The sequence below is a fragment of the Polaribacter sp. OB-PA-B3 genome (assembly GCF_054589375.1).
Genome location: NZ_BAAIIX010000009.1, coordinates 1 through 21,971, shown reverse-complemented (window position 1 = coordinate 21,971; position 21,971 = coordinate 1). Strand labels below are relative to the sequence as shown.

Below are 21,971 nucleotides of genomic sequence, written 5' to 3'. Positions count from 1 at the left end.
TATAAAACACCAAATATGGTATATAAATTATCAGCTTAATTCAATTTTAACCTGTAGCCATATTTCAGGACAAGACAGCTGAATGAACAACACGCTAAAAAAAATAACACCATTTCTGATTTTATCAATATCGTCAATTATTTGGGCGATAATAATTGTAATTAAAGAAAAGGAATTAGGCTGGGGAATTTTTGCTGTAGTAACTCTAATTGTAATTGGAATATTCCTTTTTGCTGTGGACTTCGGATTAAAAAAATGGCTAAAGAATTATAAAAAGATTTTTCTAACTGAATTGACTTTAGCACTTTTAATAATAGTTATTTACAGCTATAAGTTTAATCGGACTAAAACATTGATTATACCGGCTGAATTTGATAAAAGTTACGTAACCATAGTTTATGGAGTTGAAAATTCGAAAGATTTGTCTATTTCAGCCTTGACTTGGAATAAAAAAATAGAAATTCCAAAAAGCGGAATTTTATTAACGTCTTCTGACTTTAATGAAAACCTTCGTGAAACAGATATAAAAATGGATTCTGGAATTTATTTAAACTCTGACCAAACTGAAAAAGGATTTACTCGGTTAACGGAATCGGAATTTAAATCTAATGGTCGAGTTTTTAAATTTAGATCTTGGAAAATACAGAACCAACCTTGTTGTTTTTATACTACAAAAGAAATTGATGAGTATAAAACACAATTAGTAGAAAAATTTGAAAGAAAAGCCAGCAGGTAACACCGTGTTGTGTAGATAACACTCTGTATGTATTGATTTTATTGACTTATTTACAAACAAATTAAAATAGGTACAACATAGGTACAACTTTTTAATTCTTAAATATAAAAAGAAAATATTATAATTTATTTGCATAAAAAAACCGTTTCTAATTGCTTAGAAACGGTTTTTAAATATGTATTACCACCTGTTATTATGGTGCTGCCGTACCAGAGCCTAAATACACACTATTTGACACTGTTTTTAAATCTTCGGTAACAAACGCCATAAATAATTCAACGGTATCACCAGCGTAAGTATTTGGGATTCTCAACAATTGAGTACCTACTTCTCTATCCGCACCACCCAATATATAAATTGATTCTTTTTTACTTGGATTATAAACTAAAACCATTGCTTTATCAGTTGCATTTGCATTACCTTCTGCTGAATTATCATCCCATGCAAAACTCACTTGCCCCGGAGTAGTTATATCTGTTGTAGGATTTAATGCACTTGATAAAGAACCTCTACTCAATAATGCATTTGCATAATCAATTGTAAAATTAGGTGCAATACCACCAACCGCATTGTTTAACACATAAGACATTGCAGCATTAAACTCAGTCTTTTTTGTTGCAAAAGCTTTGTAACCAATTTTTATAAATTCTTTGTTAGCTTGCAAGTATTCTAATGTAATTGTAAATTTATTACGCTGATTCACTTGCCCTTCTGTTCTTGGATTAGCAACACTAGAAGGTTTGATTCTTAAATAATCAATACCTTTCCAGCTACCGCCGATCACATTGCCTACCTTACCTGATAGTCCTCCTAAAATTCCTTGAGAGATTTTCCCCATCTTATAAAAAATATTTAAATTAATACTCGTTCGAATGTGGTACGGACTTAATATTGATTTTAAACCTTGCTAACTTCTCTAATATAACCAAAAATAAGCATTTTTGTTACCTTTTTAATGGTCTACGATGCCTTTGCATCAAGCTTCTTTAGTTTGCATTAGATTGAAACAATTTTGAATATATGCAACCTTTAAAATCGCCATTTTTTCAATTACTTTTTGCAATTCTTTTTCTTTGTTACTGATAACCTCAACTAAATTTATATGTTTTTGTAATACATTACCGCCAGAAGAATTTGCTTCTAATCCATTTTTAAGCGTTTTTCTACAATCATCAATAGTAATAAACGGAATTACACTGCCTTTTAAATAAACTGCATATAAACCACCTATTTGCAGCATCATAGTCAAGTGAAATAATGTGTTTTTTAATTCTGGACTTGAAGTAGTAATTACAAAACAATTTGGACAAGGTTTTTCAAGTGGCTTACCACTATTAAGCCCTTTGTTTAAAATAAAAAAATGTGGGTTTGAGTAAGTGCGACCAATTTGATGTGTTTTGATTTCAAAAGTTGACATAGGTATCCAATTTAAATTATGCTTCGCTGCGCTTCGCACATTTTTTTGGAAGTAAAAAGAGATATGCCTTAGAATAGTGCCTTGGGATAGGCTGTCAAGGTTTTTGGGTAAAAGTTTTTTACAGCTAAATCTTGGTTTAAAAAGAAAAATATTATTAAAAAAAAAGTTTTATCCAAAACCCAAAGGGCTTGACCTTTACAGCCTAAAAGCGTTGGATGATGCAAGGCACTTATATTTGCTATCTTTTTTTATTTATTGATTCTAAAAGGGTTTTAAATATTTAAAGATTAAACAACTGACAAAAAACACCTTAAAACGTAATTTGTATTACAATTTTCACTATATTTACTAGTACAGTGGGTTTAAACTCACATTCTTTTTCATAGCAATTTTTACCCACCGCTCTACGATGTGGGTTTCTTGTTTTATTGAAATAATTAAATACGGAGTACCTAGTGCGTTGGCAGTAGCGGGAATAAGTGTATTGCTTTTTATTTGGCTTGTACTGAATATATTGATTGGTTTCTTTAAAATTGAATGGAAAAAACCGATACTAAAACCTATTACAGCTAACATTTTAACTTACATATAGAAAATTAAGAAAGCATTCAATTTTAGTGAAAACAACTTGACGTGTTTACTTAAAAATAAAAAGTTATACTCTTATTGGCTTTTTTTGATTTTATAGGTGCTTTACAAATTATCTTATATAAACCTCAACTTTAAATTTACAAGTCTTGATGTAACGAAACTTAAAAAGCACTTATAAAAACAATGCAAAAATGCATGAATGTTCTTTATTAGTTCAAAATATGGTTGATTTACGGAAATGCGCTTGGGATAAGCGGCTATTTTACATAATAGCAGTTATAACTACCTGTAGTTTACGAAAGAGTATTATAACTTCTATTATGTAACTTAGCTTTGGGGAGTTTTGTGTTTTATGAAAATAATAATAAAAATTGCTTTTGGTAGTTGTTTTAGAACCTGAGAAAAAACAAACTACAAAATGCAAGTACCTTTAGAATATTAAAACGCTAAACTTGAATTGGAAAGCGGAACAAGACAAAAGACAGAGGTTTTTTGCTTTTCGCAATAAACTGGGTTTTGGGTTGTGGGGAAATAAATACTAAATTGTCTGTTTTATTAAGCTCATTATATATTCCAAATCTTTAGTATTATTTATAACCACTTCATAATCGCCATTACCCCAATGCCCTGTACCTGAAACATCACGCATTAAACCCTTCGGATCATCTAAAGCACCTTTTGTTAGGTTTATAAAAATCTTTAAACCTTTTTTTAAAATAACAATATCTGATAAATTCTTTTCTTTTTTAAAGGCAACGTATAATTTATTAGCTTTTACCTCAATATCATCCGCTAAGTTTAGAATAGCTTCTTTAAACGTTTCATAAAGTTCTACTATTGAATCTGGTTTATTTATTAGATGTTCTTCTTCTGTATAAACTTTTATTTCTTTTGTAACAGATGCTAATTGTGTATTGCTTGATGTAATTGGCTTTATACTTTCTGCTGATTTACTTTTCTTTACAGCATTTATGCTAATCACATTATTTTCATACCTTTTTACTTCCCATAATTCAATAGCAATATCTTTAAAGTTTGTTGCTGTTTTTTGGTTTTCTGTGAAACTGGTTGAAACGAAAACTACTCTTGTTTGACTCCAATCGACATCTGTACGTTTTAAATTTTGTTTTAATGTCTCGTTATATTCAATAATAAAATCTGCTTTATTTTCTAACATTAAACTTAAATAAGTAAAACCCTGATCTACAACGCTTATATTTTTACTTCTTTTATATTCAATAATTATAAATGCATTTGATTGTGCATCATAAGCTAGAGTATCAATACGCTTATTCTTTATACTGAATTCTGATTTAACTAAAGTTAAACCCATAATATCATTTAAATTATTCTCGAATACATTTTGAATATCTCTCTCTAGCTTAAAAGGTTTTTCTTTAATGTGCTTTATAGAGTTATTTTTCTCTAAATTATATAGATTCATTTAGCAATTGTTTTTCTATAATTTCTGAAAGTTTTAAATCATTATCAAAACCTCTTATTTTTCCTATAAATTTATTAAAATCTTTTTTGTTTGTTAGTGAATCAATTTCTTTTTTTCGTTCAATACTAGTATTTAAGAATTTATTAAGTGTATCAATACCAATAAACTTCCTTCCCAACAGATTTGCTGCTATACCTGTTGTACTGCTACCTGAAAAAGGGTCTAATATTAAATCTCCAGGTTTTGTTGATGCTAATATTAATCTTGTTAAAACTGACAAAGGTTTTTGTGTTGGATGTTTACCAAACTTTTTTTCCCAAGGCGCAATAGCAGGTAATATCCAAACATCCTTCATTTGCTTATTACCATTTATCTCACGCATTAACTTATAATTATAATAGTGTGCTTTTTTCTCATGTTTTCTGGCCCAAATTAAAACTTCAGTAGAATGCGTAAAGTACCTACATGCTAAATGAGGTGGTGGATTGGTTTTCTGCCAAGTTACCGAGTTTAGTATTTTAAAATCTAAATCTGAGAGTATTTCTGCAATATTGAATATATTATGAAAAGAACCACTTATCCATAAAGACCCATTGTCTTTCATTTTATCACGAACCTCTGTAAGCCATTTACGATTAAAGTTAGACATGATACGCTTTGTTGTAGGTCTATCCCAAACACCTTTATCTACTTTAACAATTTTACCACTTTGAATAGTATCGCCACCACCAGATAAAAAATAAGGAGGATCTGCAAAGACTAAATCAAATTTCTCTTCCAAACTCGGAATAACTTTTCTGCAATCCCCTTTTATGAGTTTAAAATTTTCGTCTTCTGAATTATAATAATTTGACATATTTATTTTAATTAATGATACTTATTGTATGTAGACTTATTGTATGTATTTCCTCAAATTTGAGCTATGAGTAAAGATAGTATTTTAGAAAGCTTTGGCAATAAAATTAGAGAACTTAGAAAAGAAAAAGGTTGGAGCCAAGAGGAACTTGCATATCAGTCTGGTTTTCATAGAACTTATATTGGAATGATAGAAAGAGGAGAAAGAAATATAGCTCTTTTAAATATTGAAAAGTTTGCTAAAGTATTTGAAATAAAAATAGAAGAATTATTTATAAAAAAAAATAGCTATGACAGAAATTGATTTAACAAAGAAAAAATTTAGTAACGATAGGTCTGAAATTAGAAAAGAAATAATAAATATTTTTTTAGATGAAAAACCTGGAACGGGAAAAGGAAATGAAACCTCTAAATACGATTACATTACTAAAGTTTTAAAAAATGGTTGTAAAGTTTATTTAAGAAGACCAGCTCAATTTAACAATGGATTTGATTTCACTTTAAATGTAACCGATACAAATTTTAATTCTGGAATAAAAGATAAACGCTCTACAACAAGACCTGCACACGGACACATAATAGATGATTTAAAAGCAAAACTAAATGAAGATCGAGAATTATATACATCTCTTTTTAAACAGGTTACAAACTTATACAACTGTAAAACATTAACCAATGATAATTTTGATTTTAAAACAGGGCATTCAACTGAATTAATTTTAGAATGTATAAAATGGTTGTTCATTGAACAAGATGTTACTTATTGGAATTATTCTGGTAGAACTATGTTTTATAACGCTTTATTAGAAGTTAAATAAATGGCAAGATTACCAAATACTATTGGAGGAGGAGCTAACACAAATAAAAATGGATTGAAATTTGAAAAAAGGGCAGATCTTAGGGATGCAATTATTGCACATCCTGACTATACTCTTTTAGGTGATAATGTTTTCAAAAATGGAACTGTAGTTGCAAGATACTATGAAAAACATAGTTTATATAGAAATTTTCTTACACCTAATGGAATAAATTTTAAACAAAGAATATCTTCTCAATTATTACCTGATGGAGTTCTACTTGTAAAGGATACTATTTATATAATAGAAAAAAAATACCAAGGCATAAGCGGTTCTGTGTCGGAAAAATTACAAACATGTGATTTTAAAAGTAAACAATATAAACGCCTTTTTAAAGGGTTAGGTTTAAATGTTGAATATTACTATGTTTTAAGTGAATGGTTTGACCAACCTAAATTCAAAGATGTATTTGAATATATAGAAAGTGTAGGCTGCAAATACTTTATAGTTGATTTACCTTTAAGTGAAGTCGGATTATAACTTGATATTTATGATAAACTATCAAACCTTTAAAAAATTAAAAAATAATGTACTTGGAAAACTGATTAAGTGCTTAAATTGTGAAAATATATTCTAAGAAGCTAATATTGATAGGTTGAGAAATTTCAATACCAACCTATTATCTTTGAATAATCAATATTAAAAAAATAAAATGAAAAAGAATAGCGATAAGTTTTTTTTTGAAAAAGCTTTAAATGCGGTGATAAAAATTAATAAAATTAATTCACACCAGAATGATTATCTTCTAAATATTCATGTCAAAACATTAAAAAACAATACACGCTTACATGTTGGAATTCAAACCAATACAGTAATTAAACACAAAGATAAAATAATTGCTGATTGTATTTTTATTTTAGAGAAAAATGGGATTAAACAAAAAGTTAACATTTATAACATAATAATCGACATAATTAACAAATTAAAACACGATAATTTAAACAGCCAACAATTAAAAGAATTATGTGTTTTGTTAAGCAGCCCAGAGCATGAAACATCTACATTTTACAATACGAAATTTTCTATTATTACAAAGCAATATTTTAAAACATTGAAAGAAGAATTATTCGGTGATAAAGATTTACTTATAGAGGATAATAAAATTGCTTTTGAAATTGAAGAATTAAAGCAAATTATATTGTGGCATAATATACTTACTCCTTTTACAGAAACTAACGGTAAAATAGATGGATATAGTTTTTATAAAAATCTATTAAGTAAATTGAGACATTTATATATGGATAAAGAAGAGCTATACAAAAAACTTACGGACAGTGTAAACGCAATCATAGAACACAAGAAAGAAGTTGACTCTTATAAAGAAAGAGTGTTTAAAAACACACCCATAAATACTATAAATAACATACATAATAGCGACTTTAATAAACTTTATAAAATAGAAATTGAAAAGATTAAAAATAATAATACAGAATTATTACAACCTTTAGAAGAGCATTTTTTTAAACGCTTTAAGAAGAAAATAGAACAAGAGTATCACAAACCTGATGAATATATACCGGCGCTTAAATTTAAGAGAAAAAACAATTTAGAAATTGAGATATTTGAAAATGGAAGTAAGTTACCATTTTTACTCTTGACTTATTTTTCAAATGAGAAATTTGCACCTAAAACCAGGAAAGAAAGAATAGCTGAAAATAATATAGTATACCCATTCAAAGGAAGCTTATTTGGATATGCTTTAGAAATTAACAACCTTAGCCTTATACCTGATACATTTTTAGATAAACCCGCAAACACCACCCCCCTTGTTTTTAATGTTATAAGATATATTTATAAAGATTTAAACACAGAATTCACACCATTTCTAAATGATATTACAAATAAACATTTACTAAAAAACAATAAACTAACACTCCAATCTATAAACTTATATATAAACACTAGTGACACATTAACAAAGAAAGAACTATTTAATTTATATCAAAAAGAATCACTTTTTCTTATTCATTGCAATAAAAGTAATGAATTAAAAACAACAACTGGGCAATCCGGAAGCTTTAACGTACGTAATATAGATAAAGAAACAAGTAAATATCTTTTAACAAAAAACACACCTATCATTAATGAACAAATTATCTTGGATTTTTTAAAAAACAGCATGGACCGTGTAACTATTAATAGTGAAAATGAACATGGTTATGGTATAATGCCTTCTACGAGACTTTATGAAAAAAAATTTATTGATTTAAATTTGACAAGAATATTGTTATTAAATTACCCTAAAGAAATAGACCCTCGTAGTATACGTAAAGATTTGAGAGTGGAATCACATAAAAACAAAACTCTTTTGACTAAAATTTTATTTTTTACCATGGTAGCAAATCCTGAAACTGAAATTTTAGAAAATAGTTTATTTAATAATCAATATTACTTATCTAGATATTTAATTACAATTGAAAACTTACTTTTCACAAATGAATATTCTATTCATGATGAATTTTCTAATAACTTTCTACCTAAGAAGTGTAAAAACACTAAAAATGACTCTGAGCTTATAGTAAATGAAAACTATAGTTATTGGCAATCTCAAGTCAATATGTATTTGTATGAAAAAATTGGTATAGAGCAAAAGAAACGCTTAAATGATTTACATATATTTTTAAAGTTAAACACCGAAAGACATAATAATGCAACCTACATATCTTTATTAAAGGAATTTGTTAAAAAACCAGAAATAGTCAATGATTTTTGGACGTCTAAATATAATTTTGAAAAACACTAAAACCCCTTTGGTTTCATTATAGCATCCAACTCATGCCATTTTTTACCTCTACTAAAATTAGCAGCAACACTTGGTGATAAATTATCTATTAATACTTGGTGCATCCCTAATCTTTTTACACGTTTTTTAAGTATTGCATATTTTTTATTTTCTTCTGCTATCATACCTGCATATAATACTGTAAACCATTGTTCTATGTGTGGTTGATGTAATAATTGATAAGTTGGTACAATTGCATTAATTCTATTTATAACATTAGCATCAATAATCTTTGTTGTTAAATTATAAATTGAAACAAAATCATTATAAACTTTATTACCAGAATAATGAGTTGAAATATTTTTTAAATCTGTAAAATAATCGACATCGAAAGGAGCTCTTCTTGAACCATTTTGTTCTACGACATATACACACCAATCATCAAAACTACCTGAATCAAATATTACATTTCTGTTGTTCAATAAATCTTTAATTAATCTTACCATAATATCTTTAAATAGGTGAACCTAAATATTCTATTGCTTCTAGGTTTAGTTTAGTAGATAAATCTCCTTTTACAATATAGTATTCTCCAGCGTTTGAATTTGTGTCGAAATCAAATAAACGATATAAGTAAAAGTTAGTATTATCTACTTTTGAGCGCTCAACTTCATTTCTTGAGATATGGAAAGGTCGTGATTTTGCACCTCTAGTAGTTTTTACTTCAATGAGTTTTTTGTTGCCTTTAGTGTCGTAAGATAAGATATCATATCCAAGTCCATCACCATGTACCACAGAAGAATGCTCTACCAGATTTGCTAAATCAGTACGATTATTATTAGTTAAATATGCTATCTCAGAATTAAGAACCGCAATTTCACCAAGTAGACCAAGTTTTTTATTTTGTAATTCTTTTTTTATAAAGTCAGTGCTTTTATGAGGCTGAAATGTTCTTTTTCTTTTAGTTGGTTTTATTTTAGGGGGTGTAACTAGAGTTAAACTAGTTGTGGTAGAATTAGAATTTAAGAGGCCTAATTTAAAACCTTCTTTAAACGCACAATTAGTGCACTTATGTCTACCAGTACCACCCTGATTTACACCTAAACTCTTTAGAATTATTGATGAAGCAACACTCCCTTGAGGGCATTTTTCATCATCAGTTAAAACAGAGCAATAATCATCATAGTTTTTCCATTTATTACTACTTCCTAAAATAAAACCTTCCTCAAAAGCACAAGTAGGACAATGATGCCTACCACTACCACCTTGGTTGTGATGTAAGTTTTGTAGTAGGGAAACAGGAGATATACCACCGTGAATGCAAGTTTCGTTATTCATTAAAGGTTATTTGATTATATAATTACTTTAAGTATCCCATTCTTCAACATTTCTAAATTCAGCAAATACTCACTTTTGTCAAAATACTCCCTTAAAGGTAGAGTAGCACTTAACCAACCTGCACCATCTGTTATCCAAATAAACTCAATATTTTGAGCGTTCCAATATTGATTCATATTTACATACTCTGTTGCTGTAGATTTTAGTTTAGAACCACCTCCATTATAGAAATTAACTTCAAAAAAGTATAGTTTACCTGCTTTGTTAATTACATAATCTATGCGTCTTGAAGACTTATCTACAGCTAAATCAATATCCCAAGCAGTTTTAATCGCTTTAGCATTTGCCTCTTTTAAGTATACCAAACCTAGTTCCTCACAAACTTCTTTAATATAAAACTCAACAGCATTCTCCATTTGATGGCCACCTCTGTTTTTTCTACCATTACTATCTAAACCAACCTCAACACCTGTTGCATAGTCAACTAAATTTTTAACTTTTTTATCTTTTACTAAATCACCTAAACCACACTTCACAAAAAAAGAAGCTATGGATTCTGCCTCTTGTTGATTTGGAGTTTTAATAGATAAGTCAAAATGATCGTATTCAAATGTTTTAAGGTCAGAAACGATATTAATTTTTTGGTCCTCTTTGGTTTTAAATCTAATAGCCAATAGAATTGGGATTACATTTACCACTTTTGGGTATTGGAGTATTAATGAAGTTAGCTCTTCCTTAATATTTTCTTTACCAATTAGAACATTTAGAATATTCAATTCAACTTCATAAGGAGCTATATTTTTATGAACTTTTTCCCATTTTACAAAGTAATCCCATTGAGTGATTCCTTTTAATTTTAAGGTTGACATTATTTGCTTGAATAAATCATCATCAGAACCCAAACCTAATAGGGTTGTTAACTTTTTCATAGTTTTATATTATTTATTGGAAACTATTCTTAATTTCTTTTTTTACTAGCCATCTATGAATTTTTTCAACAAGTTCAAATTGTTCATCTGTAATTTGATCTCCAGATACATGAGATACTATATTTCTAATTATATTAATTTTATTAAACCAGGAAATTTGTTCTTTCTTGTTGCTTTTTTCTGTACCTGGTAATGTATAGTTTATTTCCATAAACTTTTCTCTTTTACCAGTATCAGGATTGACTCTAGACCAATTTTGGGATGCAATTTGCTCGTAGTGTATTAAATTTAAATTATCCCATTCAGTAGTTTCCTCTTCTTTAGACCTTTCTCTATTTTTTTTACGCATCAGCTCCTCTGCTCTATCTTGAACTTTTTCCGGAACACCTTTTTTCCAAGCCCATTCATCAGTTAACTTGTCTGTTAATTGCATCTTAACATCACCTTTTAAAAAGATTTCTATGTCTTTTATATAATTATAGGTTTTGTTATTTAAATCTCTTTCTTGCCTTTTAATATACTCATCTAAACCATCGGGGTTAAAGTGAGGATTTTGGTTTCTAATTGCTAGTTGAAATTGTCTCCAATATATTACAGGTGCACCAGCACCTTTTTCTCTTCTTAATTTTTCTGCTATACTAACATCTAAATTAATTACAAAGTTTATTAAACTATCTAAATAATGTTTTGATGATTCAATTATTGAATTCAAATTATTTTTATTCATCATAAGGTTTTGCTTACTCTGAATAGTTAATAAAATATCACTTAAAACCATTATCGTGGAAGTTATACCTTTATTTACAAACAGAAAGCTATCCTTTCCCTTTAAAAAATCTGATTCTAAGTTATCATAAAGATATTGGAAGCATTCTTTCAAATATCTTTTCATAAGATCAAAAGCGACATCTAAATCTCCTTTGTAAAAAATACCCATTTCTTCAATTTCTGATTTAGAAACTTTTCCTAAAAATTTAGATTTTTTAATCCCTATACCAAAAGCAGTAGTTGTCAATATTCTTTTATCTTCACCAATTGATATATAATCATAAAAGGGTGAATCTTTGTCTTCACCTAGAGAAATAGCAATTCTTGAGCAAATAGCCTGCATTTGTTCTTTTAAATTTTTAGAACTCCATTTTAAATCAGCATTTAGGGTATCTCTTAACGTTTTTGGAACTGCCTTTTGATTCTCATTTATTTGCATAAATAAATCAACCTGCTCTGTTTTACTTAAATTAATAAAAGCCACTACAGGAATTGAGTTTGTAGATTTATATTTAGAATTTGCATAACCATAAAGCCTGTGTTGCCCATCAATTATATAAGCACTCTTATATTCTTTAGGTAAGTGTAAAACACCAATTTTGGATATTGCATCATCAACTTGAGTATTAGCAGCCTCCCATTTTAATTTTCTTTTTGAATCTATATTAATTATAATTGAATTCGGAAAGAAACCTGGGCTTTCTTGATTTTCAATAAATTCAGACACTGATTTTAATCTACTTTTTTTTATAACCCTTTGATAAGTAGGCATCATGTTATTATTAGCCTTATTACGATGTAATACATAACCAATCTTTAATAACTTTTCTGGCTCTATAGAAAAGGAGTAATACTTGTGACCACCCATTTTACCTGAAATTGCAGGTATTTTATTTTGAAGTTCAGGGATTGTAGTTCCAGAGAATAGTGCACCTAAAAACTGATATTTAGCAGCAGCACCCAATTCTTTAAACATATCAAGATAATAATCTACTGTTTCTTCATCAAAATGAATACCACCTAGTGCTTCTAATCGTTCTAAATCTATTTCTGAAATAGTTTGATTTTCTGTAGCTAGAATAAATTTTTTCTTTAGTTTGGAAGGAGAAAATATTTCATTAATAGAATTTTCAACACCTCTTTTTTTTGACTCCCAACTTTCTAATAACTGTTTAAAATCACCTCTTTTCCTATTTTTGGAAGATTTACATTCCACATAAATTGCACATTCAGCATCTTTTGCAAAAACATCAATTTGCTGTGTATTATCATCATCATATGGTAAAATAAAATTTCTGTCTTTATTTAAAAAATCAAAACCTAAATTTGAAATCATAACCCATACTTTATTTTCAAAAGCTAAATCATGAGTTTTTAAACTCTTCATTTTTAAAGACTTACTGTAATCCCTATTAAACTCCCATCCATTTGATTCGTATTCCCTTCTAACACTTTCTCTATGTTCATCATCTTTTACAGGAATAGTTTCAAAATCATAAAGATTTTTTCTTTTTCTTTTCTCAGAGTTTATTTGATTATCAGAAATTAATTTTCCTAGAATCTGAGATTTCAATTTTTCATTCATAGCACTACAAATTTGTAATCAATAATTCTGTAATATTACCTCTTTTTTTAGCTTTAGAGTTAATAGTTCTTTTTGCATAAACCCTAAAGATATTAAAATCTTGATATAAATCATCAAAGAAATTATCTTCGGGGTTTACATTCTTCATATCTGAATTACTTAACATCCATTGATATCCCAAATTATCTATAGTATTACAGAATTCTTTAAGCCTAATTTGTTGTGCATCATCAAATACGTCTTTAGCATAAGAATTAAAACTAGATGTTTCACTTAAAGGCTTGTAAGGTGGATCGAAATAAAAGAAAGCATTATTATCAACAAATCTCAAAGTTTCAGCATAATCACCGTTTAAAATAGTTGTACGTTGAAGTACTTCAGAAACAAGCAATAAATTTTCTTGGTCACATATTTTTGGTAAAGATTTAGACCTACCAATTGGAACATTAAATTTATTTTTACTATTAACTCTATACAAACCATTAAAACAAGTTTTGTTCAAGAAAACGAACAAAGCACTTTGAACTAACCTGTCAGATTCTCTTGAATTAAAAAGATCTCTTTTTGTATAATAATACTCTTTAGACTTTTCAATATTCTGAAATATATCGTGATATTCGGTTTGAAAAGTATCTAAAACCTCTATCAACTCTTCTACATTTTGTTGAATTGTAATATAGCAATCTGTTAGATCTGTATTTATATCATTAATTACCGCATTCTGGATGTTTGGAAAGTTTTCCATCATCCAAAAAAAAACAGCACCACCACCCACAAAAGGTTCAATAAAAGTAAATGTATCATTTGTGATGTTAAGAGGTAAGTTATTTTTAATTTCTTCTATAAGCTGTGTTTTACCACCCGCCCATTTAAGAAATGGTTTTGCAATTATAGATTTATCTGCACTCATAATACTCTTATTTTTAACTGAATTAAGCTAACAATTCTTTTGGTTCAACATTTAAAATTTTTGCTATTTCATATAACATTTCAAGGCTTGGTTGGCTTCTGTTTTGCACATATCCATTTACGGTATTAAAACTTCTTCCAAGTTTTTCTGCTAACCAAACCTGCTTAATACCTTTTTCTTCGAGTACTTCTTTAATTCTATTCATTTACACCATTATTTCGAGTTATAAATATACTACTTTACCACTATAAATACACAGAATTACGTTATATTTTTACAACATTAAATAAATTAAAATAATAAGTACTTATTACCCCTGTTTTATGTTATATTACAAGTACTAAAATAGCGTGTGTTTTAAACTTGTTTTTAATTTTTCTTTTACGTGTATTAAATACTGATTGTTTGATAACTTCTTGATTCTATTATACACCTTTCTACGATTGCTAAATGTTTCAGAATGGTCTATTTTATACTGCTGAAGTATCTCTGGATTTTGAAATAATGCTAACACTTCTTTTTCTTTATTAGTAAGCTTTGATAAAGGCATACATTGTTGCTTTTCTATTTTATCATACTTTAAAAATAATTCATCTACTAACATTTGATATTTAGCCTTATTAATTAAATCTTTAACAGTATAAATACCTATAGAGTTTTTACGCTTGTTTAAATTTCGAGTATAGATTTCTAACTCAAACCTAAACAATGGTTTATTTAACTTTACACGGTCGTGTATTTTTACTTCAAAAGTTTTATCATACCCTTTAATATTGTAATCTGTAAAATAAAATTTTTTACCGTATTGCTTTTTAGCACCTAACATTGGCGTTGGTTGTTTACCGTTTAAGCTTAACCAAGTATCTAAAATTGGTTTTGCTTCTTCTTCTATTACTGTACCTACTGCTAAATAATGTATCTTAGCATCGTATACGTTAAAAGGTAAAACACTATCTAACTTTTCTAATGCCTTAACGACTTGTGAATAGGTAAATAATTTGTAATTATTACCTGTATACCATTTTTGCAATGAATTATTACAAAATATTACTCCGCCTTTTAAGCGTAAATTTAAATTATCTACACTAGTCTTGTAACCATTAACCTCTTTAGTTTTATCGTTATAAGTAGGACACCATTTTACCCCTAGCCAGAGAAATGATTTTTCTTCTTGTTCTAAAACTTCAATTGGTAAGCTAGTTACTCGATACTTGATTTTTATTGTATCGTACAAACCTGTTACCTTTTATTTTTAAAGGCTTTGTTATAGTTCTTATCTAACAAGACTTCTACATCTTTCATTTTGTAGTAAATTTTACTACCAATTTGAGAAAATGATATTCTACCCTCATCACGCCAAGTTTGAGCCGTTCTTTTGCTAATATGCATTAGTTGAATAAACTCTTGATTATCAAGAAAGGTTTCATGTGATGGTTTTGATTGTTCTTCAAGTTTTTTATTAACTTGTTCTAATCTGTTTACTAAATCTTGATACTGTTCTGCTGTTAAAATTACTGCACTCATCTATTGATATATTTAAAATTATACCGCAAGATTGCACCAATGATAGCTCGTTATAAGGTTGACCTTATAAGACCTTATATTGAGTGTATTTTAATGAAGAGGATTATCTTTTATGTATTGTTTTGCGTCTTTTTGAAACTTTTTAGATATATCTGAGTAATCAAGTTTTGACTTCAACTCTAAGCCTATTTCTTTTGCTATTATTGTGCATAATTTATCAATACCTAAATGTGGCAAAATATTAGATTCTCTTAACGCTTCTACCACACCTCTCAATGCTCCTTTTTTTCTAGTGCTTAAAATCGATTTACCATTTGAAATAATACTTAAATTTTCTAGAAGATCAAAAACATACTGTCGTTTTACTTGGTCTGATAATATTGTTTCAAAATTATGTTTTACATTATTTTTTATTGCTGGTAGTTGTTTAATTGAGGGTTGAATCTCCTTTAAAAATGATTTTTCATTATCTAACCATTTTTTTATCGTTTTCATATACTCTTTTTCACCTTTAGAAAACTCCCTTAACAAACTCTCTTGTTTTAATTTATGAGTTTTCTTTTTTAAATCAAACTCATACTTTGTTTTATTTGTGATATAATCATCCTCTAGAAATTGCGTAGTGTCAATAGCTGATAAAATTTGTTTAGTTACTTTTAATAAATGCTTTAATAATTGTTCTTTAGATAAGAGTTTTCTTTGAGTTATTTTTAAATATGGATTATAAATTGACTCATCCTCAAACAATGGCAATCTATTTGAAAAATGTTTCTGTAATCCTGAAAAAATAGCTAATTCGAAAGGAAAGTACTTATACCATTTATCATAGATATTTAACATGAGATTGAAATCTTTACTATCTACATGTCTATTATCACCCTTTTTATAGTCTCCCCTATATCTTTTTATATAATCTATTATCTTATTATGCCTGTCTTCTAAACCTACATTCAAAGACTCTAATTTATGACTTAAATGAATATCAATTAAATAATCTAAAAACCAACTTAGCCCAGGAGGTTCACCACAATTAATTGGTAAAGAACCAAAACTTTGATACGCATAATCTATATAATTTGTTATTTCTAAATACCAATTTTCTTTAAATAGATTATTAACAATATGATGATGAGTAAAAAGTATTTTATCTGCAATCATAGTTTCCAAACCATAAAAATCTGATTTACTGTAAAACTTATGCTTACTTAATCTAGAGTGCTCTTTACAACAATCAGGAAATTCTTTAAAATGTATTTCCGCTTTTTCTAAAATAGTTTTATGGGTTCTTTTACAACCCATGCAATTATCCATATTATGCTTAGGTGCAGGATAGTATTTTATTAAAAAAGGCTTTTCGTAAACATCTGTTCTTATTTCTAAAACCTTATTGCCACATACATTAATTACATTTCTTTCTATTTCTTCAATCTTTTTTTCCCTTTTCATAGTCTTATATTAATTGATAAATTTATCTACTGCATTATCTAATTCACTACTTATAATTTTAGCATACACTTGTGTTATGCCAATATCTGAATGATCCATTAATTTAGATACGTATTCTATCCGCATCCCATTACTTAAAGCTCTAGTAGCAAAGGTATGCCTGCTAATATGGAAAGTTAAGGAAAAAGGCAAATCTAAAGTTGCACCCATTTTAGTTAAATACATATTACTTAACGCTATTGCTTGTCTTACTACTTTTGCTCTTTTTTCTCTGTCTGTAAAATAATCGCTGTCAATATTTGCGAAAGGAAATATTATATCGTTTTGATTTACATTTTCTTTTTTATATTTTTCTAAGATATCTATTGCTACCTGACCAATTCTAATACTGTGCTGCCTGTTTGTTTTACGTATTGTCTTGGTTATTTTACGCGTTTTAACATTGTAATTATTCCACTTTAGTTCTATTACATCACCAAACCTTAAACCACCTGAAAAGACAGAAAAAAGAAACATATCTTTTATAATTTGTGCTTTCGCTTTGCCTGAAACCTCTAATTTAATAAAATCTTCTAACTGTTCAGCAGTTAAAAACCGTTTTGTACTCTCTGCTTTCTTAACTTTAAACTTACTGAAAGGAAAATGATTTAACGGTATTAAATCCTCCCTCTGCGCTTCTTTAAACATTAGATTAAGAATCTTTAAAGAAAAATTTATAGTCGTATTATTGTTGCCTAAAGTAGTGCTGCAGTAACCTGCATAATCTTTTAATGTGGTTACAGTAATATCATCGAACATTAATTCTTTATGACCTATAAACTTTTCAAACTTTTTCAAGTAGTTTTTATAGTTATTATATGTTGATAATGCTAAAGTGTCTTTTTGCTTTTCGCAACGTTTGTATGCATACTCAAAGAAATTAACTAAAGGTTTGCCCTTAATAGCTTCTTTTAGCTTTCTTGCCGATGTGGATTGATTTTTGGTTTCTAAATCTGCTATCTGTCCTTGTGCATCTGCAACCTTTCGAGATATGTATTTATTTAGTCGTGTAGAATTACTATGATTTTTCTTTACTTTTTGTTTATCTTCATCCCATTCATTAGGCTCTAATTTTAAGCTTAAAGAAATGAATTTAGTTTTTCTGTCTTTTATCACTCTAAGATATAGAGGTGCTTTTCCTGACTTATCGACTTTAGTTTTTCTTAATGTTACTTTTATTGAAGACATAACGTATTGATTTATAATAGGTGCAATAGGATGCAAACCAATACTAAGGTACAACAATAGGTACAACAAACAATGCTTTTTATTGTATTTTATTACATTATTTTGCATTACACAAAACAACAAAAGTCCTTATTTACAGGTTATTAAGTGAAATTAAAAGAGATTTAATATAACAACTAGACAACACCGTGTATAATTAATTGCTTGGTCACTGCCTACTTGCGAAAGTCCTAGCGGACTTTCTATCTGTGATTTATTTGCTAACTTTAGTGTTTAAACACGCAACGAAATCATACACAAGACCGTTGTGGTTCATATTCCACTCAAATTTCTGAATTAAAAACTTAAAATTGGAACTAGTTATTAACAAAAATTGAATATTAATTACTAAATTTAAAATTATGAAAATGAAAAAAAACAAATTAATAAATCTACTAAAATTTGGAATTCTATTCTTTGGAATTTCTCTATTCTTATTTAGTTGTGAAAAGGAAGAAATAATACCTATTGAAGTTAGTAGCGAAATTATTCCACAGCAAAGAACTTTATCAGAAGCGAAAAAAGATAAAGACTTTATAATTCTTTCTGAAAAATTTAAGCTTAATCCTTATTTGAATGAAAACGGTTTTGCTAAAAAATCCGAAGAGTTTACTATAGATTTTAGTAATTTTTATGAAATTAAGAAAGAAAACTATACTTCCTATACTTTCTTACTAAAAAGAAATAATAAGGATAAGAGCATAACTGAAAATTTAGTCGTTGAAAAGAAAAATGACACTGTAAGAGGTTATATTGTAAAGTATAGTGATATTTTCTATAAAAAAAGTGGTACAAACTTATTTCTAAATGTAAAAACAAGTAGAACTTATTTTAAAGGAAATATAGAAGAATTATTAGAACAAAACAATATAGAATTTCATAATAAAGAAGGTTGGTCTTGTAGTTGGAACACTACATATACTCCAAGAAATTGTTCTGAACATGGCAGTTTTGTAGAAGGAACAGATACAACTTGCCCTAATAGAGACAAAAGTAATTGGACAAGTTCATCTTATCAAACTTGTTCATATAGTTCAGCTGAACCTAATTTAAGTGAAAGCAGTGGTAACGAAATCGATTTTAGTTATGGTGGTGGAAGTCGTGGTTATGATGGTAGTGAAACTGTACCTATTATCCCTTGTGCAAATGGAGATGAAAGTTTCCAAAATAAAAGTACAGCTTCTGATTGTATTGAAATCTTGGAGGAAGAAGAGGATGAACAAATTATTAATGAACTTACTGGTAAAGCTGAATGTACTTATGGAAAAATGAAAAACATTAATTTATTAAAAAAAACTTTAGAAAAGTTTAATGGGGTAAAAGCTCCAGTACATCTTGTACTAAGTGAAAAATCAAATCTAAAAGATAAAAATGGTAACTTACTTAATGGTTTAACAGAATATGGTAATTCATTTTACATTAAAATTACTTTAAACAAGGAAACAAGTAATGAAAGACCTTCACTATCTGTTGTCAGAACTATACTACATGAAAGTATACATGCAGAGATATTCAGAAAGATTAAATCAACTTCTAATGATATTTCAAAAGTCATTATTGGAGAAATTTCATGGCCAACCTTATTTAACTATTACAATGAGGACAAAAAAAATGCTCAACATAATTTTATAGCAGATTATTATAGAAACGCAATAGAAATTGGTTTAAAAGAATACGCAACTTCAATAGCAAAAACTTATCCTGAACAGCTTTATAAAGATTTATCATGGGTTGGTCTTCAAGGTACAAAAGCATGGACTAATATGTTTGCAGATCCTATATTTACAAAAAACGAACAAGAAAGAATTAAGAAATCTATTTCTGATTTTAACAAAACCAGCAAGAATGAATGCATTTAAAATATTATTACTATTAGCCTTTTTTAATATTTATAACGCACAACAAGAGTATAAATATTTATATGTAAATAAAGAAAATATTATTGAATTTGACAGGGTAGATAAATTAATGTATTTAAATACTAAAAATGATTCAAATGAAATTATATTTCAAATTTCAAAAAAAACAGAAATTAATAAATGTAAGTTTGAAAAATTAAATTTTATAGACTTGAAATGGGTTCTAGATAACAAAACATTAAAATATAATGATGGTAATGAAAATGTTATTGAGCTTAATAATTTTAAAAACCTAAGAATTATTACTAAAGAAAAAGGAAAATACATTGAATATGAAGTTTTAAGAAAATTTTACGAATAAAAATACAAACCACAACACCGTATATAATTCATTGCTAGTATTCGCCTACTTACGAAAATCCTCGCGGATTTTCTATTCGGTTTGTATTTGCTAATTTAGTTGCTGAAACACGTAACGAAATCATATACAAAACCGTTGCCCAAAATAGCGGAAACCACTCAAACTCTCTAAAAAAAGTCGTTTAAAATAATGATTTTTTGAGCAAAATAAAGCGGAAAAAATTTCGATCAAATGTTAAAAAAATAAATGAAAAACGAAAAAGTGGAACACTCTCTCGCTCGTGGGAATTTAGCCAGTTTGTGGAATTAAGTTCTTTGCGGAATTTTTACTCAAACTCTGAATTTAGCAAGTTTGCGGAATTGAATAAGTTTTGAAAAATAAGAATATCGGAAAACTCAATAAAACACGGAATTATTACTCAATAATCTGAATTTAATAAAAGTAAAAAAATAAAGTGGAAAGTGGAAAAATTAACTTTGGGCAACACCGTGTAATAAAAATTGCTTAATTTTAGCTTAAACTAAAGTTGCTGCTTTTTATTCACTTATATTTTCCTCCGGAAAATAGCCGTTCACAAAAACCGCAACTTTCAATACACAAACACGTTGTACGCAAGCTGAAAAAACATTATGCTGGAAAGTTTACTATTCATATTATTGATTTTTATTGGTGGAATATTTCTGCTAATTTCTCTGATTGTATTGTTATTTGGAATATTTAAGAAATCTCAAAAACTAAAAAAAATTGCATTCGGAATTGGAACAGTTCCAATAATGTGTTTTGGTTTAATTACATTTTGGTATTTAATAGCAGTTCCATCTTTTAATAAAAGTGAAATGGAGGAATTTTCTGGAACTTATGAAATTCAAACTGTTGAAAAAGGAAAAGAAAAAAATAACTCTGAATTGAATTTGTTTGCGGACGGAACTTATAAATTTAATGGAAAAGAAAATGTTGGAATTGCAAAAAGCGGAACTTGGAAAACAGGAGGAATTGATGGACAATTTGAATTTTATGACGAAAATGGAAATTTAATTGAATATGCTTCACAATTTGGAGGAAATAGAAACGAAAAAATCATATTTAATCTTTACGATTCGAATGAAATTAGATTTATAAAAATAAAGAATGAATAAAAGCCTGCGTACAACACCGTATATAATTTATTGCTAGTTCTAGCCTACTTACGAAAATCCTCGCGGATTTTCTTTGTCCGTAATTATTTACTAAATTAGTTGCTTAAAACACGCAACAAACCATATACAAACACGTTGCCAAAAACTGTGCTCACTCAAACTCTGAAAATGGAATTTATAAAAAAGTTTTGAATTCAAAAATGTTAAACACTCTCTCACTCGTAAAA

The 21,971-nt window shown here is 28.0% G+C and carries 22 protein-coding genes; 8 read left to right on the top strand and 14 right to left on the bottom strand.

Annotated elements, in window-relative coordinates; all coding sequences use genetic code 11:
- Window positions 1-82: 82 nt before the first annotated feature.
- The gene (locus ACYPV9_RS14055; protein ID WP_459744772.1) at window positions 83-736 is read left to right on the top strand and encodes a hypothetical protein; all 654 of its coding nucleotides are present in this window, start codon (window positions 83-85) and stop codon (window positions 734-736) included.
- A gap of 193 nt (window positions 737-929) precedes the next feature.
- On the opposite strand, the gene ACYPV9_RS14050 is transcribed toward ACYPV9_RS14055, so the two are convergent.
- From ACYPV9_RS14050 to ACYPV9_RS14035, 4 genes are all read right to left on the bottom strand, one after another.
- Window positions 930-1,574 (bottom strand): DUF6266 family protein, encoded by a 645-nt coding sequence (locus ACYPV9_RS14050; RefSeq protein WP_459744770.1) that lies wholly within the window; start codon window positions 1,572-1,574, stop codon window positions 930-932.
- Between the two features lie 138 nt (window positions 1,575-1,712).
- Entirely contained in the window at window positions 1,713-2,153 is a 441-nt protein-coding gene (locus tag ACYPV9_RS14045; RefSeq protein ID WP_459744768.1) for a DUF6943 family protein, read from the bottom strand.
- Window positions 2,154-3,282: 1,129 nt separating this feature from the next.
- Entirely contained in the window at window positions 3,283-4,188 is a 906-nt protein-coding gene (locus ACYPV9_RS14040; RefSeq protein WP_459744765.1) for a DUF5655 domain-containing protein, read from the bottom strand.
- On the bottom strand, window positions 4,175-5,044 hold the full coding sequence (locus tag ACYPV9_RS14035) for a DNA-methyltransferase (protein WP_459744763.1): 870 nt from the start codon (window positions 5,042-5,044) through the stop codon (window positions 4,175-4,177). Before ACYPV9_RS14035 ends, ACYPV9_RS14040 begins: the two co-directional genes overlap by 14 nt.
- A 66-nt stretch (window positions 5,045-5,110) precedes the next feature.
- Here ACYPV9_RS14035 and ACYPV9_RS14030 point away from each other — a divergent pair, with 66 nt between their 5' ends.
- The 4 genes from ACYPV9_RS14030 (at window position 5,111) to ACYPV9_RS14015 (ending at window position 8,643) form a co-directional block, all read left to right on the top strand.
- The gene (locus ACYPV9_RS14030; RefSeq protein WP_459744761.1) at window positions 5,111-5,347 is read left to right on the top strand and encodes a helix-turn-helix domain-containing protein; all 237 of its coding nucleotides are present in this window, start codon (window positions 5,111-5,113) and stop codon (window positions 5,345-5,347) included.
- The gene (locus tag ACYPV9_RS14025) at window positions 5,334-5,861 is read left to right on the top strand and encodes a hypothetical protein (RefSeq protein WP_459744759.1); all 528 of its coding nucleotides are present in this window, start codon (window positions 5,334-5,336) and stop codon (window positions 5,859-5,861) included. Before ACYPV9_RS14030 ends, ACYPV9_RS14025 begins: the two co-directional genes overlap by 14 nt.
- On the top strand, window positions 5,862-6,380 hold the full coding sequence (locus ACYPV9_RS14020) for a hypothetical protein (protein ID WP_459744757.1): 519 nt from the start codon (window positions 5,862-5,864) through the stop codon (window positions 6,378-6,380).
- Window positions 6,381-6,552: 172 nt separating this feature from the next.
- The gene (locus ACYPV9_RS14015) at window positions 6,553-8,643 is read left to right on the top strand and encodes a hypothetical protein (RefSeq protein WP_459744755.1); all 2,091 of its coding nucleotides are present in this window, start codon (window positions 6,553-6,555) and stop codon (window positions 8,641-8,643) included.
- Here the strand turns inward: ACYPV9_RS14015 and ACYPV9_RS14010 are convergent.
- The 10 genes from ACYPV9_RS14010 to ACYPV9_RS13965 all read right to left on the bottom strand — a co-directional run bounded on the left by ACYPV9_RS14010 (window position 8,640) and on the right by ACYPV9_RS13965 (window position 18,349).
- The gene (locus ACYPV9_RS14010) at window positions 8,640-9,128 is read right to left on the bottom strand and encodes a DUF7004 family protein (RefSeq protein ID WP_459744752.1); all 489 of its coding nucleotides are present in this window, start codon (window positions 9,126-9,128) and stop codon (window positions 8,640-8,642) included. The two genes, ACYPV9_RS14015 and ACYPV9_RS14010, sit on opposite strands and share 4 nt — an antisense overlap.
- Window positions 9,129-9,135: 7 nt before the next feature.
- Window positions 9,136-9,960: a protein NO VEIN domain-containing protein gene (locus ACYPV9_RS14005; RefSeq protein ID WP_459744750.1), complete on the bottom strand. Its 825-nt coding sequence runs from the start codon at window positions 9,958-9,960 to the stop codon at window positions 9,136-9,138.
- A gap of 14 nt (window positions 9,961-9,974) precedes the next feature.
- A complete protein-coding gene (locus tag ACYPV9_RS14000; RefSeq protein WP_459744748.1) occupies window positions 9,975-10,889 on the bottom strand; it encodes a type II restriction endonuclease in 915 nt (304 codons plus the stop codon).
- Window positions 10,890-10,902: 13 nt separating this feature from the next.
- Complete coding sequence (locus ACYPV9_RS13995) at window positions 10,903-13,242, bottom strand: DGQHR domain-containing protein (RefSeq protein WP_459744746.1); 2,340 nt, start codon at window positions 13,240-13,242, stop codon at window positions 10,903-10,905.
- Between the two features lie 4 nt (window positions 13,243-13,246).
- Complete coding sequence (locus ACYPV9_RS13990) at window positions 13,247-14,152, bottom strand: DNA adenine methylase (protein ID WP_459744744.1); 906 nt, start codon at window positions 14,150-14,152, stop codon at window positions 13,247-13,249.
- 22 nt (window positions 14,153-14,174) lie between these two features.
- Complete coding sequence (locus tag ACYPV9_RS13985) at window positions 14,175-14,357, bottom strand: helix-turn-helix domain-containing protein (RefSeq protein WP_459744742.1); 183 nt, start codon at window positions 14,355-14,357, stop codon at window positions 14,175-14,177.
- A 135-nt stretch (window positions 14,358-14,492) separates the two neighbouring features.
- A complete protein-coding gene (locus ACYPV9_RS13980) occupies window positions 14,493-15,386 on the bottom strand; it encodes a hypothetical protein (RefSeq protein WP_459744740.1) in 894 nt (297 codons plus the stop codon).
- Window positions 15,387-15,391: 5 nt separating this feature from the next.
- A complete protein-coding gene (locus tag ACYPV9_RS13975) occupies window positions 15,392-15,676 on the bottom strand; it encodes a helix-turn-helix domain-containing protein (RefSeq protein WP_299066115.1) in 285 nt (94 codons plus the stop codon).
- Window positions 15,677-15,766: 90 nt separating this feature from the next.
- Complete coding sequence (locus ACYPV9_RS13970; protein WP_459744736.1) at window positions 15,767-17,122, bottom strand: hypothetical protein; 1,356 nt, start codon at window positions 17,120-17,122, stop codon at window positions 15,767-15,769.
- A gap of 9 nt (window positions 17,123-17,131) precedes the next feature.
- Window positions 17,132-18,349 (bottom strand): tyrosine-type recombinase/integrase, encoded by a 1,218-nt coding sequence (locus tag ACYPV9_RS13965; RefSeq protein WP_459744732.1) that lies wholly within the window; start codon window positions 18,347-18,349, stop codon window positions 17,132-17,134.
- A gap of 407 nt (window positions 18,350-18,756) precedes the next feature.
- Between ACYPV9_RS13965 and ACYPV9_RS13960 the strand changes: the two genes are divergently transcribed.
- From ACYPV9_RS13960 to ACYPV9_RS13950, 3 genes are all read left to right on the top strand, one after another.
- Window positions 18,757-20,247, top strand: a complete 1,491-nt coding sequence (locus ACYPV9_RS13960) for a hypothetical protein (RefSeq protein ID WP_459744730.1) — start codon at window positions 18,757-18,759, stop codon at window positions 20,245-20,247.
- Window positions 20,234-20,608: a hypothetical protein gene (locus ACYPV9_RS13955; RefSeq protein ID WP_459744727.1), complete on the top strand. Its 375-nt coding sequence runs from the start codon at window positions 20,234-20,236 to the stop codon at window positions 20,606-20,608. Before ACYPV9_RS13960 ends, ACYPV9_RS13955 begins: the two co-directional genes overlap by 14 nt.
- 701 nt (window positions 20,609-21,309) lie before the next feature.
- On the top strand, window positions 21,310-21,744 hold the full coding sequence (locus ACYPV9_RS13950) for a hypothetical protein (RefSeq protein WP_459744725.1): 435 nt from the start codon (window positions 21,310-21,312) through the stop codon (window positions 21,742-21,744).
- The last annotated feature ends 227 nt before the right edge of the window (window positions 21,745-21,971 follow it).

Excerpts from the sequence above, each read along its gene's own strand:
- ACYPV9_RS14055 (WP_459744772.1), top strand. The coding sequence starts at position 83 with ATGAACAACACGCTAAAAAAAATAACACCATTTCTGATTTTATCAATA.
- ACYPV9_RS14050 (WP_459744770.1), bottom strand. The coding sequence starts at position 1,574 with ATGGGGAAAATCTCTCAAGGAATTTTAGGAGGACTATCAGGTAAGGTA.
- ACYPV9_RS14045 (WP_459744768.1), bottom strand. The coding sequence starts at position 2,153 with ATGTCAACTTTTGAAATCAAAACACATCAAATTGGTCGCACTTACTCA.
- ACYPV9_RS14040 (WP_459744765.1), bottom strand. The coding sequence starts at position 4,188 with ATGAATCTATATAATTTAGAGAAAAATAACTCTATAAAGCACATTAAA.
- ACYPV9_RS14035 (WP_459744763.1), bottom strand. The coding sequence starts at position 5,044 with ATGTCAAATTATTATAATTCAGAAGACGAAAATTTTAAACTCATAAAA.
- ACYPV9_RS14030 (WP_459744761.1), top strand. The coding sequence starts at position 5,111 with ATGAGTAAAGATAGTATTTTAGAAAGCTTTGGCAATAAAATTAGAGAA.
- ACYPV9_RS14025 (WP_459744759.1), top strand. The coding sequence starts at position 5,334 with ATGACAGAAATTGATTTAACAAAGAAAAAATTTAGTAACGATAGGTCT.
- ACYPV9_RS14020 (WP_459744757.1), top strand. The coding sequence starts at position 5,862 with ATGGCAAGATTACCAAATACTATTGGAGGAGGAGCTAACACAAATAAA.
- ACYPV9_RS14015 (WP_459744755.1), top strand. The coding sequence starts at position 6,553 with ATGAAAAAGAATAGCGATAAGTTTTTTTTTGAAAAAGCTTTAAATGCG.
- ACYPV9_RS14010 (WP_459744752.1), bottom strand. The coding sequence starts at position 9,128 with ATGGTAAGATTAATTAAAGATTTATTGAACAACAGAAATGTAATATTT.
- ACYPV9_RS14005 (WP_459744750.1), bottom strand. The coding sequence starts at position 9,960 with ATGAATAACGAAACTTGCATTCACGGTGGTATATCTCCTGTTTCCCTA.
- ACYPV9_RS14000 (WP_459744748.1), bottom strand. The coding sequence starts at position 10,889 with ATGAAAAAGTTAACAACCCTATTAGGTTTGGGTTCTGATGATGATTTA.
- ACYPV9_RS13995 (WP_459744746.1), bottom strand. The coding sequence starts at position 13,242 with ATGAATGAAAAATTGAAATCTCAGATTCTAGGAAAATTAATTTCTGAT.
- ACYPV9_RS13990 (WP_459744744.1), bottom strand. The coding sequence starts at position 14,152 with ATGAGTGCAGATAAATCTATAATTGCAAAACCATTTCTTAAATGGGCG.
- ACYPV9_RS13985 (WP_459744742.1), bottom strand. The coding sequence starts at position 14,357 with ATGAATAGAATTAAAGAAGTACTCGAAGAAAAAGGTATTAAGCAGGTT.
- ACYPV9_RS13975 (WP_299066115.1), bottom strand. The coding sequence starts at position 15,676 with ATGAGTGCAGTAATTTTAACAGCAGAACAGTATCAAGATTTAGTAAAC.
- ACYPV9_RS13970 (WP_459744736.1), bottom strand. The coding sequence starts at position 17,122 with ATGAAAAGGGAAAAAAAGATTGAAGAAATAGAAAGAAATGTAATTAAT.
- ACYPV9_RS13965 (WP_459744732.1), bottom strand. The coding sequence starts at position 18,349 with ATGTCTTCAATAAAAGTAACATTAAGAAAAACTAAAGTCGATAAGTCA.
- ACYPV9_RS13960 (WP_459744730.1), top strand. The coding sequence starts at position 18,757 with ATGAAAAAAAACAAATTAATAAATCTACTAAAATTTGGAATTCTATTC.
- ACYPV9_RS13955 (WP_459744727.1), top strand. The coding sequence starts at position 20,234 with ATGAATGCATTTAAAATATTATTACTATTAGCCTTTTTTAATATTTAT.